Origin of the sequence: Streptococcus agalactiae ATCC 13813, assembly GCF_000186445.1 — a bacterium.
GTDB classification, from domain to species: domain Bacteria; phylum Bacillota; class Bacilli; order Lactobacillales; family Streptococcaceae; genus Streptococcus; species Streptococcus agalactiae.
This window is the reverse complement of the sequence record NZ_GL636070.1, coordinates 817963-831307: the sequence shown is the minus strand read 5'-3', so window position 1 is coordinate 831307 and position 13345 is coordinate 817963. Positions and strand designations below refer to the sequence as shown.

Here is a 13345-nt window from a genome sequence, read left to right as displayed (position 1 = left end):
GGGATTGATGCTCATATCATTCAGGACCCTATTAGTAAACAACCTGTTTTGTTATCTTATCAATTATCAACTGATCAAAATTAATATTATTTAGGAGATGTTATCTTATGAAAAAAATTGTAATTATTGTCCTCACACTACTGACCTTCTTTTTGGTATCTTGCGGACAACAAACTAAACAAGAAAGCACTAAAACAACTATTTCTAAAATGCCTAAAATTGAAGGCTTCACCTATTATGGAAAAATTCCTGAAAATCCGAAAAAAGTAATTAATTTTACATATTCTTACACTGGGTATTTATTAAAACTAGGTGTTAATGTTTCAAGTTACAGTTTAGACTTAGAAAAAGATAGCCCCGTTTTTGGTAAGCAACTGAAAGGAGCTAAAAAATTAACTGCTGATGATACAGAAGCTATTGCCGCACAAAAACCTGATTTAATCATGGTTTTCGATCAAGATCCAAACATCAATACTCTGAAAAAAATTGCACCAACTTTAGTTATTAAATATGGTGCACAAAATTATTTAGATATGATGCCAGCCTTGGGGAAAGTATTCGGTAAAGAAAAAGAAGCTAATCAGTGGGTTAGCCAATGGAAAACTAAAACTCTCGCTGCCAAAAAAGATTTACACCATATCTTAAAGCCTAACACTACTTTTACCATTATGGATTTTTATGATAAAAATATCTATTTATATGGTAATAATTTTGGACGCGGTGGAGAACTAATCTATGATTCACTAGGTTATGCTGCCCCAGAAAAAGTCAAAAAAGATGTCTTTAAAAAAGGGTGGTTTACCGTTTCGCAAGAAGCAATCGGTGATTACGTTGGAGATTATGCCCTTGTTAATATAAACAAAACGACTAAAAAAGCAGCTTCATCACTTAAAGAAAGTGATGTCTGGAAGAATTTACCAGCTGTCAAAAAAGGGCACATCATAGAAAGTAACTACGACGTGTTTTATTTCTCTGACCCTCTATCTTTAGAAGCTCAATTAAAATCATTTACAAAGGCTATCAAAGAAAATACAAATTAAAAGAAAGCTCCTCTTATGTTTAAAGCTTCAAAAAAACTCGTTCAAAAAAATAAGTCAAATCATTTTTGGCTTGTTTTTTTCATAACACTTATACTATTTCTTATTGGTTGTTACGCCAGCTTACGATTTGGTGCTATCAATTTCAAGACTAGTGATTTAATAACTGTTTTAAAAAATCCCTTAAAAAACTCTAATGCTCAGGATGTTATTTTTGACATTAGACTACCACGCATAATTGCAGCTATCTTAGTAGGGGCAGCTATGTCACAAGCAGGTGCTATTATGCAGGGAGTCACTCGAAACGCCATTGCTGATCCTGGACTACTAGGTATTAACGCCGGAGCTGGGTTAGCCCTTGTTGTTGCATATGCTTTTTTAGGGAGCATGCACTATAGTACGATTCTCATTGTCTGCTTACTAGGGTCTGTCATTTCTTGTCTTTTAGTCTTCACACTCTCTTATACAAAGCAAAAGGGTTACCACCAACTACGACTCATTTTAGCTGGAGCGATGATCTCCACACTTTTTACGTCTGTTGGACAAGTGGTTACATTATACTTTAAACTCAATCGAACTGTTATCGGTTGGCAAGCAGGTGGTTTATCCCAAATTAACTGGAAAATGCTAATCATAATAGCACCTATCATTATTTTAGGTTTACTTATTTCACAACTCCTAGCACATCAATTAACTATCTTGAGCCTTAATGAATCTGTGGCCAAAGCATTGGGACAAAAAACTCAATTAATGACTGCGTTTCTATTACTTATTGTTTTGTTTTTATCGGCTTCATCAGTCGCGTTGATAGGAACCGTTTCTTTCATTGGATTGATTATTCCACATTTTATTAAGCTTTTTATTCCCAAAGATTATCGTCTGTTATTACCTTTAATAGGATTTTCAGGGGCTACTTTCATGATCTGGGTAGACTTATCATCTCGTATTATAAATCCCCCTTCAGAGACACCAATTAGTTCTATAATCAGTATCGTAGGGCTTCCATGTTTCCTATGGTTAATTAGAAAAGGGAAAAATCTATGATTCAAAAAAATAAAGCTCCTTTTGTTTTAATATCATCTGTCATTATCCTACTATTATTAATACTAGTATCAATTTCACTTGGCTATGCTAATACTTCCGTTATTGACGTTTTAAAACTAATAAGTGGAAAATCTGATGATGCCTTCCTTTTTATCATTACTAACATTCGTTTACCTCGTATTATTGTCTGTATCTTTGGGGGAGCTTCTTTAGGAATTGCTGGGTTGCTATTACAGACATTAACCAAAAATCCACTAGCTGATTCCGGTATTCTTGGTATCAATGCTGGAGCTGGATTAGTAATCGCTCTAACCATAGGAACATTTAATGTTAGTAATCCAACTATATTATACTTTTTACCCCTATTTGCTATGTTTGGAGGGTTGGTAACTATTTTTCTTGTCTATCTTATGTCATACAGAAGAAATCACAATATTAGCCCTACACGATTAATCGTCACTGGTATCGGAATATCTACAATGATTTCAGGCGTTATGATTTCTATTATTAGTCAGTCTAATAATCAAAAAATGGATATGATCGTTGAATGGCTTAGTGGAAAAATTACAATTAGTTCCTGGACTACCATTATCACTTTTATCCCGATTCTCATTTTGTTATGGGGATTAGCATATAGTCGCAGTCGCCACCTTAATATTATGAACCTAAACGAGCAGACTGCTCTCGCTCTAGGGCTTCATTTAAAAAAGGAAAGAATATATACTTTGATGCTGGCAAGTAGCCTTGCTGCTATTAGCGTCGTCTTAATTGGTAATATTACTTTTATAGGCTTACTCGCTGGGCACTTAAGTAGACGACTATTAGGAAATAACCATAAAATTATACTACCTAGCTGTCTTCTTATTGGTGCTATTATCCTATTGGTATCAGATACTATAGGTCGTCTCCTCTTAGTTGGTACAGGTATACCCACTGGATTGGTTGTATCAATAATTGGTGCCCCCTATTTTCTCTGGTTGATGACAAAAGTTGACTAAAAAAGACTGGACAAACTTCCAGTCTTTTTTTATGTTAAGTAAATCTTTAAAGCTTCAACATCAAGTTTAGCATTTAAACGATAGGTAGTATCTTGGTTTAAGCTAATATATCCAAGTAATTCTAAAGCTTGGATAAAAATATCTGTACGTTTTTGCTTAACACTATCCTTGCGAAGAAATTTCAATATAAAGCTTGACATATATTTTAAAGCATATTCCGAATTAACATCTCCTAAAAGTTGATAAAGCTTTTTTTGTTCTCTTGAAAGTGGATAACCGTTAGTTAGTTTATAGAAATAATTAGAAAGAGTCAAAGTGTTTCTTTCAAAATCTGTCTCTTCTACAAATACCAAGTGATTGGTTTGGTTATCTAAATTTGTCACAAATTTTCGCTTCTGTAATAACTGATAGATTTGACTATCAGAATCTATGAAAACAAAATCATCTAATGCTAATCCATCCAGCGAACTCAGAAAAGGAAGATTAAGACTGTAGCGTTTATTTTGGCGAAGGATATATCCATGATTAATATATTCTTCTAACAAACGGTCAATTTTAGAATAGTCTGTAAAGTGGGACTTTATTTGTCTTAGTGTTACATCATCATGTATCCAAAGATAGTTAATAAGCTCCTTAAAAAACTCTTGTCTTTCTAACTTTCCTGGATTAAACGTTAATATCATAAAAGCGCTCCTAAATGTATGACTAAAAAAACGGGACGTAGCCCGTTTTACATGATTAATTAAGCATTGTAGCTTTCTGTCAAATGAGGAACAACTTGTTTTTTGCGTGATACTGCCCCAGCAAGAAAAGCGTGGTTATTTTCAAGTGTAAATTCAAAAGCTGCTTCAACTTTAGCCATATTTGAACCGAGAGCTAAAATCTCTGAATTTGAATTAACAATGTCAGTAATCATCAATACAAAATCAGAATAACCTTCTGTGACAATTGCTTCTTGAATAGCAACTTCAATCTCTTCTTGACGTGCTAAAATATCGTTAATGTCCACAGTATTAACTTGTGCAACACGAACAGCTTCTCCATTTAATTCAAATGTTTTAGCATCAATATCAATCAACTCCGCTGCAGTCTTACTTGAGAGGTTAGTACCTGCTTTAAGCATTTCTAAACCATATTCTTCTAAGTTTACACCTGCAAGCTCTGCTAGTTCTTTTGCAACTGGAATATCTGAAGCATGAGTTGTTGGTGATTTCAAAAGAAGAGTATCTGAAATCAAACCTGATAATAATAAACCAGCCAACTCTTTGGGTACTGATACTCCATTTTCCTTAAACATACGGTAAACAATCGATGATGCTGAGCCAACTGGTTCCAAACGCATATATAACGGATTGGCAGTCTCAAAGTTAGCAACACGATGATGATCAACAACACCATAAACTGTCACATCTTTAATATCAGAAATAGATTGTTGGAATTCGTTATGGTCAGTTAAAATGACTGTCTCTACACCCTCTGCTTTTGCAGATTCTACTACTCGAGGTGCTTGAACACCAAAATAATCTAAAACATATGCTGTTTCTTCATTTGGAGTTCCTAAAGCAACGGCCTCTGTGTCAAGTCCCCAAGCTTCTTTAGCTAGATATGCAAAAGCAACTGATGATCCAATAGCATCTGAATCTGGATTTTGGTGACCAAAGACTAAAATTTTAGACATGTTTTTACCTCTTCTTTTATATTCACCTTATTGTAGCAAAAATTGAATAACTTAGCAAAAAATCTTACTAGGAAGCCCTTTGCAACTAAAAAAGTTGAATAAAATTCAACTTAAAACTAATTTTGAATCCTTTTTAGATATTCTGTATAGGATTCTGTTTTCATGATATCTTTAGCGTTTTTAACACGTTCTGGAGTTGGTGGTTTCACACCAGCTAATGGATACGGAATTCCTAATTCACGCCATTTGAACTCTCCCATAGTATGATAAGGCAATACTTCAAATTTATCGACATTATCAAGTGTTTGGACAAATTCACCCAAACGTTTTAAATGGTCATCAATATCAGTCAATCCAGGAACTAAAACATGACGAATCCATACCGGAGTACCTCTATCAGATAAATATCTAGCAAACTGTAAAATATTTTTGTTAGACTGACGAGTTACAATTTTATGTTGTTCTGGATCAATTTCTTTTAAGTCAAGGAGTACCAAATCAGTAACATCTAACAATTTTTCAAGGATAGCATGGTATTCTGGTGTTGCTCGATAAGCAAAACCACAAGTATCTAGCGTCGTATGAATACCTAGTTTCTTAGCCTCAATAAAGAGGGCTGTAATAAAGTCAATTTGCAGCATTGCTTCACCACCTGAAACTGTGATACCTCCATCTTTTCCCCAAAAATGTTTATAACGAAGAGCTTCTTTTAGAACATCCTCAACGGTACGTTCCTTTGAATTGTTAGTTTCCATTTCCCAAGTATCAGGATTATGACAGTATTGACAACGCATTTTACATCCTTGCATAAAAATGATAAAACGAATACCTGGCCCATCCACAGAGCCGAAACTTTCTGTAGAATGGATCATTCCTGTTACTTTTTTATAGTCTATTTCTGCCATTTCATCACCTTGTAACCGTTTTTATGACTTTATTATATCATTTTCATGAAAAAAAGACTAAGTAATCTTAGTCTTTTTCAATATTCTGTTCTATATCAGACAGTAGCACTTTCAATTTTGTTATACGACCATCTTTAACTTTATCATTAATCAAAGTGATGTGTTTATCTTTGCTGTCTACTTCGTAAGCTACTTTTTCCTCTTGGTTTGGAATACTACCCACACCAGTTAAATAATAACCCGCAATTGTATCAACATCATCACTTTCTAACTCTGTCTCAAAATAATCATTAAATTCATTAAGCGTCATAGTTCCTAAAACAATATAGATATTCTCATCGATTTCCCTGACAAATTGTTCAGCTGTATCTGTTTCATCATCTATTTCGCCGACAATTTCTTCCAATAAATCCTCTAAAGTTACTAAACCAGCAACGCCACCATATTCATCTAGTAAAATGGCCATTTGATTTTGAGTGTTGCGTAATGCTTTTAAAAGGTCATCTACAAAAATCGTTTCTGGAACAAAAAGAGGTTCCTGAAGTATTTTTCGCAAGTCGATAGTATCAAAACCAGTTTTAAAGCCCGCTTCCAATAAGCGCTTGGTATGTAAAACACCAATAACTCTATCTTTATCGTCATCATAAACAGGGACACGAGAAAAGTTTTGTGATAAAATTCCTTCAATATTTGATTGTGCATCATTGTTGATGTCAATCATGAAAGCATCAGTACGCGGAACCATAACTTCACGCGCCATCATTTCATCTAGCGAGAAAATACCTTGCAGCATCTCAATTTCTTCAGCATCCAAAGTTTCTTCACTATTCGTCAACATATATTCAATTTCATCACGTGTCATCTTCTCGTCAGCATCATCAAAAGTCATCGGAGTGATTCTACTCAATAAGTTAGTTGAAGCTGAGAGCAACCATACAAAGGGGCTTACGATTTTCCCTAGAAAGATAATAATGGGAGCTGAAACAATTGCTAGACGATCTTTCAAATTCATAGCAATACGCTTAGGATATAATTCTCCTAAAACAATAGAGACATATGTTAAAAAGATTAGCGCAATAATACTCCCTGCTGTACGGGCTGTTGCTGAATTTCCTAGCCACCCTGAAATCACATGTCCTAGTGAGGCAGATAAACTAGCCCCTTGCAAAAGGCTAATAAAAGTAATACCAACTTGAATTGTTGATAAAAAATTATTGGGATTTTCAAGAACGTCCAAAAGACGTCGATACCTTTTGTCCCCTTCTTCAGCTTTCTGTTCTACTTTAGAGCGGTTTAGCGATACTAAAGCCATTTCAGATGCTGAAAAGAAGGCGTTAAATAGGGTTAATATTAATAAAATAACAAATTGTATTAACAAACTCTGACTGCCAGGGTCTTCCATGGAAAATTACTCCTAAATAAAAATTATTTGAATTTAGCTGATAGCGATTAACTCTACCAACTGTTCTTCTATTAGATAATGTTATCATTATATCATATAATAGCACTGAGCGCATAGTCGATAATATTGTTTATGGCATTTTATAGCAATTATCATTTTTGCTAATTGCCTAAAGATAGTTACACCTCATTTTCATATGATTGTAACTTTTCTACCATAATTAAAAAGGGGGGCGTATTAACTTGATTGAGTGGTTGATAAAGCATTGTAGCGAAATTATTCTGTGGTAATTGTTCCACGAATGCTATCACCGCATCTTTCTCACTTTTTCCACCATCATGACCATAATAAACCATAAGTGATAGACGTCCACCTACTTCTAAAATGTCTAAAACGTTTTTGATTGCCTTGATAGTTGTGTGTGGTTTGGTAATAACTGTTTTATCCGCTGAGGGTAAGTATCCCAGATTAAATATAGCCGCTCTTAAAGGTGTATGAACATACTGTTCCAAATTTTCATGCCCATCCAAGATAAGTTCAGCGTTAGAAATCCCTTGCTCCGTGAGCTTTGCTTTCGTTTTTGCTATTGCTTCTTCTTGAATATCAAATGCATAAACTTTTTTAGAACTTTTCGCTAAAAAAACAGTATCATTCCCATTTCCCATAGTTGCATCAAGCGTTATTGCTTCTTTATCAATAACTTCTGCTAAAAAATCATGAGAAAGATGAATTGGTCTTTTAATCATGTTTTACCTCAACTTTACATCCTTGATATGACTGTCTTTTCTCCATTTCTTTGTCAATGGCATTAAGCACTTCCCATTTATTAAGGCTCCACATCGGTCCAATTAACATATGACGTGGCGCATCACCAGTAATTCGGTGAATAACAATATGTTTTGGAATAATCTCCAGTTGGTCACAAATAATCGAAATATAGTCTTCTTGACTTAACAAACGTAAACGACCTTCATGGTAATCTCTCTGCATTCTTGTATTAGTCATAAGATGCAGAAGGTGTAATTTTATACCCTGAATATCATTATCCGTAACACATCGACGAACATTTTCCACCATCATATCATGTGTCTCCCCTGGGAGACCATTTATTAGGTGAGAAACGATTTCTACTTTAGGAGCTAATTCTCGTACTCTCTTAACAGTTTTTTTGTAAAGGTCATATGAATGTGCTCTATTTATTAATGCAGAAGTTGCTTCATAAGTTGTCTGAAGGCCTAATTCTAAAGTCACATGCATTCTTTCAGAAAGTTCAGCGAGATAGTATATAGTTTCATCAGGTAAGCAATCCGGCCTTGTTCCGATGTTGATCCCGATAACTCCTGGCTCATTAATAGCCTGTTCGTAACGCTCTTTAATTATCTCTAACTTAGCATGGGTATTGGTAAAATTTTGAAAATAGACTAAGTATTTATTAACCTCAGGCCACTTTCTATGCATGAAATCAATTTCTTTATAGAATTGTTCACGAATAGGAGCTTCTGGAGCAACTATAGCATCCCCTGAACCAGAAACTGTGCAAAAAGTGCACCCTCCTCTAGCAACTGTTCCATCTCTGTTAGGACAGTCAAAACCAGCATCTATAGGTAATTTAAATATTTTTTCTCCAAAGAGTTCTCGATAATAATCATTAATCGCACGATAACGTTTTTTCATAGGATAATTGTATCACAATTTTAACTAAAATAACCTCACTACTACAATAAAACTAAAAAAGATTGGAACGTCAGTTAGTCCCAATCTTTTATTTACTTCACTTTCTTTAACCAATCCTTGGATAAAAAGATATACGCAGTTAGATTCAAAATACCATAAGCAAGTATAAAACCAGCTAAAACATCTGTCGGAAAATGAACCCCTAGGTAAATACGAGATAACCCAATTAAAAAAATGAGCAAACCCAATGTACCTTGGCACAACAGTTTCCATATACTCTTAGGCATATAGTACTGCAATAAAATAATAATACTCCCAAATATCATAAATGTTCCCATCGAGTGCCCACTGGGAAACGAATAGCCACCTGCAAATACTAAATGGGTTAAAGTTGGTCTCACTCTTTGAAAAATAAGTTTTAAAGAAAGTATACATATACCAGAGATAATAGCATTTACTGCGATAAATCTAGCTTGAGGATACCACTTCTTAAGGTAACAGAAAGTGACGCTCATAATCGCAATAGCTATCTGGCTTACAGTATTACCAACCACAGTGATTAACTTGAAAAATCTTGTAGAAAGATTTGGCAACTGTCCTCTAACACTTTCTTGAATAGTTTGGTCAAATGCGATTACAGTGTCGGGCCAATATTTGATGACCAATCCTAAACTGAAAAATAAGATAATAGCAATAAATGCTTGAATAAGTTTACTATTTTGACGAGATAACATTAGTCTTTTTATATCTTTCTAATATTGGCAAACAAGCCACGTAAGTTAGATAGAAAACAATCGAAATTAAAATTCCCTCAACAATATTAAATGGAATAACCATTGTTAAAAGGTAATTGCCTACACCAATAAATGTTCTGATATCAAAGTTAGCAAATATAGCATACAAAGGAATCGCAAAGACATAGTTGAGAGCTACCATAGATACAGTCAAGCTAACTGTACCAAATAGACTAGCTTTAATAAAATCTTTTGCACTCTCTCTATTTTTCCAGAAAATAGCGAAACTTGCTAAAAATAAAGCTAGAGCAACCATATTCATCGGTAAACCGATAAAGGTTTCTGGACCACGATTAGCAAGTATAACTTTTAAAAGTGATCTTAATAAGAGTACACCATAACTTGATTTCAAATCAAATAAAATAAAAGCAACTAACATCGGAAGGATTGAAAAATCAACCTTTAAAAATTCTGCTCCTGGTATTAATGGAAATGAAACCATCATCAATACAAAAGATAAGGCAGAAAGAATGGCGATTGTCACCATTTTACGTGTATTTGTCATAAAAAAATTCCTCCAATTTAAATAAATTGAAAGAAGCTCCAAAGGTAAGCGTAGGTACGCGAAAAAACCTTTGTCTTCTCCCATCCAGACTTTACTGTCGGTTGTGGAATCTCACCACATCAGCTTTCGCTCGCGGACTGATGCTTCACAACTGACAAATAAGTTGGAAGCGATTACCGCCGGTCGGGAATTACACCCTGCCCTGAAGACACCTATAGCATAACAAAAAAAACTTGCAATTGCAAGTTTTTTAATCACTAATTAGTAGTAGATTGTATAATATTAATTTTTAACATCAATTAATTGACAGCGCACTAATACTCTAGCTACTCCTGCCTTTGTACAAGTAAACAGGCTTAAGTCCCAATCATTGTCTGATGTGGCAGTTTTATAAACTTTTTCAATCGCTGTTGGTTCAATAATTTCTCTATTACTGATTTTGTAGTGATAGATTTGCCCTGTTGTAGTTGTAAAATAAACATCCGTTCCCATATCTACATTTTTTAAAGCATCAAAATGATAAGGAAAATTATGCGCACAAATCACCATGTTATTAGTTAAATAAGAACCATAATACCTTGTAGGCGTTTTAGACAGTTGTTCAAAACTATAATTAGCAGCTACCGGTAAATGCAGTTTTAAGTTCGGAATATCCAGAGTTCCCAAGTAATCTGTTTTATCCAACTTTTTTACAGGTAATTCTCCATTTTCTGAACCCTTTACTTGATGCGTAATAGATTTATCAAGCGCCTTGACAATATACTGAGAAGTTAAATCAGCTTGATGCGCCTGATTAATATTATACCAACCCCAATAGATTCCAGAACTTACCATAATAATTCCAAGTATCGCTAAAAAATTTGCTGAATATCTTCTAATCACGTCTTCTTCTCCATTTTAGGGCTATTATTAAACACAGAAGTCCTGACATAATTAGTATAGGTATTGGCCACCATACTTGTCCAGTAAACGGAAGCTTTCCCTTTGTCTGATGTGCTACTGTAGGAGTAATTGTCTCTTCTTTTTTAGGTTTAGCATTTAAAGGGCTCATTTTCTCAAATGCTGTAATATCGTACTTCCCATCCTTAGGTATTGATAGTATAAAGGGAGACATTAGTTCATAACCTTGAGCTGTTTTAGTCTGAATAAATAGATAAATCCCTTGAGGAAGATTGTTCGCAACAATACCTTCAGCCGGTAAATTATCAAACGTTTGTAAAGGTTGAGTTTTATGAACAGCTTTTGCTAGTAGATTGACATATTTGGCTTGGTTACTATCAAGGTTTACTTGTGTTAGATCATCGTCTTTTATCCCAATACCTTGAAATGGGGTAGTTAGAGTAAAAACTTGATTACCATCAACATCTTTAGCTTGTGCTACTTGGTAAACAAGTAAATTACCGCCAGCGATACCTTGATTATTATACTTATTTTGTATAGTAATAGAACTCGTTTTCATCTGATCATTGGTATCAGCAGACACAAGTTGAGTACTTAGACTAAATAATAAGAGAAGAGTTATCTTTAGGATCTTTTTATAAATCATTGTTCTCTTCCTTTCTCATTGCTTGTTTTAAAATTTTCTTACGTTGACGTGCTCTCCTAGTTACTTCTAAAAAGATTAAAAGTAAAATCAAAGTAAGGAAAATAGCGATAAATGGTGCGATATAAATAGGCTCTATTTGTATTGCCTCTGCTACTACCAAAGCGTTACCATTATCGTTTGGTACACGATGTCCTCTCACTAGTAACCGATGGGTATTAACGCCATATGGTGTACACGTCACCAAAGTTTGGTAGTCTTTACCTTTAACAATTTGTAAATCCCTCAAATCATCCGGTTTAACTGTTCTGATTTGATCCACTTGATAAGTATATGTTTCATTTAAGATACTGACTGTCCAGTGGTCTCCAACTTTTAACTTATCCAAATCAGAAAAAAGCCTTGAAGAGGGTAAACCTCGATGTCCTGATAAAATAGAATGAGTTGAGTCTCCTCCAATTGGAAGACTACTTCCTTCTAAATGACCAATAGAAGTTTGAAGCACTTTTTCACTTGTACCATGATAAAGTGGTAATTTTATGTTTATCTTTGGAATTGAAATATAACCCATATTACCCGTTTTATCTATAGCCAGTTGTGAATTATAATCCAAACGCTCTTGGTCAGTCATGTGCCACTTCATTCCTGAAGTTTTAAATTGCTTATTATATTCTTTGGCTCGGTTAATAATTTTTTTATAATCGTTTTCATCCATATGCGTTACGCGGTCTTGGTAATCCATAATCGCTCGAGATTGGTGAAATGAATTCCAATAATTAGCAAGTGAAGGATAAGCCATTAAGCCTACCCCCACTGCAATTATAGTGAAAAGCAAAATGGATACTAAATGTTGTCTTATTTTTTTCATATATTTTAAATCTGTACCACTTTGCTAGCTCATCTTATTAAGAACGTAAACGACGACGAGCAACAAGCACGATACCTGCTCCTATTACTAAAATTGCACCTATAATGTAGAAAATTGTTGTACCAATACCACCTGTTGAAGGCAACTCAGTACCTTTGTTATTTTCAACAGTTGGGTTAACTAAAAGGTTATCTGAATTAGTCGTATCAGTGGCTCCATCTCCTAAAATAACCTTCTGAGAGTTATCTAACAAATTGTAACCTAAGGGAGCCTTTTTCTCAACTAGATAGTATGTACCTTCTTTCAAGCCTGTAATGGTAATTATACCATCTGCTCCTGTTGTATATTCTGTTGCATTAGCTTCTGTGCCCCATTCAACGTTATTTGTATCGTTAAAGTTTAGAAATTGACCCGTAGCATTCTTTAAAACAAATATAGCACCTTGTAATGAAGCTTTTGTGGAACCATCAATTTTTTTTATAGTAATTTGACCATCCCTCACTGTTACTTTTTGACCTGGGTCATCATTGCTAGTATTGGGGTTGATGGTCGCAATGTTTGTATTTTCTGGTAAATCAGCTGAACCTGGTTTAGCTCCACTCTTTAATACTCCTGTATAAGTGACTGTGATTGTATTTATTCCCTTATAAAAAAAGTCATCATTAGCTCCATTTTGAGTATTTCCGGTTGGAGTATTGGTAGCTGCCCACGGAATAGTAATCGTGAAATTATTATTTTCCTCTAACAGGTTATACTTCCCAGTTGCTTTTTCCGAACCTTGAGTTAGAGTTGTAATATTTCCTGATCCATCAGTAATAGTTACTTCATAAGATCCTTCGTTCAAATCAACTACAGAAGCAGATGGCATAGTATCCTTTATAACATATTGATACACTT

The 13345-nt window shown here is 34.4% G+C and carries 15 protein-coding genes and 1 riboswitch; of the genes, 3 read left to right on the top strand and 12 right to left on the bottom strand.

Annotated elements, in window-relative coordinates; genetic code table 11:
- The first annotated feature begins 107 nt into the window (after positions 1-107).
- The 3 genes from HMPREF9171_RS109125 to HMPREF9171_RS109135 are packed head-to-tail and all read left to right on the top strand — an operon-like array spanning position 108 to position 3079.
- A complete protein-coding gene (locus HMPREF9171_RS109125; RefSeq protein ID WP_000724897.1) occupies positions 108-1040 on the top strand; it encodes an ABC transporter substrate-binding protein in 933 nt (310 codons plus the stop codon).
- Between the two features lie 15 nt (positions 1041-1055).
- Positions 1056-2081 (top strand): FecCD family ABC transporter permease, encoded by a 1026-nt coding sequence (locus HMPREF9171_RS109130; RefSeq protein WP_000471518.1) that lies wholly within the window; start codon positions 1056-1058, stop codon positions 2079-2081.
- Complete coding sequence (locus tag HMPREF9171_RS109135) at positions 2078-3079, top strand: FecCD family ABC transporter permease (RefSeq protein ID WP_000615145.1); 1002 nt, start codon at positions 2078-2080, stop codon at positions 3077-3079. Before HMPREF9171_RS109130 ends, HMPREF9171_RS109135 begins: the two co-directional genes overlap by 4 nt.
- A gap of 29 nt (positions 3080-3108) precedes the next feature.
- Here the strand turns inward: HMPREF9171_RS109135 and HMPREF9171_RS109140 are convergent, their stop codons facing one another.
- From HMPREF9171_RS109140 to HMPREF9171_RS109195, 12 genes are all read right to left on the bottom strand, one after another.
- Positions 3109-3762 carry a DUF1803 domain-containing protein gene (locus HMPREF9171_RS109140; RefSeq protein WP_000604058.1) on the bottom strand — a complete coding sequence of 218 codons (654 nt, stop codon included), beginning with the start codon at positions 3760-3762 and terminating at the stop codon, positions 3109-3111.
- Between the two features lie 59 nt (positions 3763-3821).
- Entirely contained in the window at positions 3822-4757 is a 936-nt protein-coding gene (locus HMPREF9171_RS109145) for a manganese-dependent inorganic pyrophosphatase (protein WP_000036018.1), read from the bottom strand.
- Positions 4758-4873: 116 nt separating this feature from the next.
- Positions 4874-5662, bottom strand: coding sequence for a pyruvate formate-lyase-activating protein (pflA, locus tag HMPREF9171_RS109150; RefSeq protein WP_000807697.1), 789 nt, complete (start codon positions 5660-5662; stop codon positions 4874-4876).
- 67 nt (positions 5663-5729) lie between these two features.
- Positions 5730-7064, bottom strand: a complete 1335-nt coding sequence (locus HMPREF9171_RS109155) for a hemolysin family protein (protein ID WP_000389983.1) — start codon at positions 7062-7064, stop codon at positions 5730-5732.
- 179 nt (positions 7065-7243) lie between these two features.
- On the bottom strand, positions 7244-7810 hold the full coding sequence (gene mnmM, locus HMPREF9171_RS109160) for a tRNA 5-(aminomethyl)-2-thiouridylate-methyltransferase MnmM (protein WP_000596036.1): 567 nt from the start codon (positions 7808-7810) through the stop codon (positions 7244-7246).
- A complete protein-coding gene (gene mnmL, locus HMPREF9171_RS109165; protein WP_000747789.1) occupies positions 7803-8738 on the bottom strand; it encodes a tRNA modification radical SAM protein MnmL/YtqA in 936 nt (311 codons plus the stop codon). The genes mnmM and mnmL overlap by 8 nt, the downstream gene beginning before the upstream one ends.
- A gap of 92 nt (positions 8739-8830) precedes the next feature.
- Positions 8831-9472 (bottom strand): phosphatase PAP2 family protein, encoded by a 642-nt coding sequence (locus HMPREF9171_RS109170; RefSeq protein WP_000952713.1) that lies wholly within the window; start codon positions 9470-9472, stop codon positions 8831-8833.
- Entirely contained in the window at positions 9453-10037 is a 585-nt protein-coding gene (locus HMPREF9171_RS109175) for an ECF transporter S component (protein WP_000185809.1), read from the bottom strand. Before HMPREF9171_RS109175 ends, HMPREF9171_RS109170 begins: the two co-directional genes overlap by 20 nt.
- A 68-nt stretch (positions 10038-10105) precedes the next feature.
- A riboswitch (FMN riboswitch) is annotated at positions 10106-10251 on the bottom strand.
- A gap of 68 nt (positions 10252-10319) precedes the next feature.
- Entirely contained in the window at positions 10320-10919 is a 600-nt protein-coding gene (locus tag HMPREF9171_RS109180) for a sortase (RefSeq protein ID WP_000621251.1), read from the bottom strand.
- Positions 10912-11583, bottom strand: coding sequence for an isopeptide-forming domain-containing protein (locus HMPREF9171_RS109185; RefSeq protein ID WP_000639481.1), 672 nt, complete (start codon positions 11581-11583; stop codon positions 10912-10914). The genes HMPREF9171_RS109180 and HMPREF9171_RS109185 overlap by 8 nt, the downstream gene beginning before the upstream one ends.
- Entirely contained in the window at positions 11573-12448 is an 876-nt protein-coding gene (locus tag HMPREF9171_RS109190) for a class C sortase (protein WP_001872162.1), read from the bottom strand. The genes HMPREF9171_RS109185 and HMPREF9171_RS109190 overlap by 11 nt, the downstream gene beginning before the upstream one ends.
- Before the next feature lie 37 nt (positions 12449-12485).
- A partial coding sequence (locus HMPREF9171_RS109195) for a SpaH/EbpB family LPXTG-anchored major pilin (RefSeq protein ID WP_079255211.1) occupies positions 12486-13345 on the bottom strand: 860 nt, incomplete at its 5' end.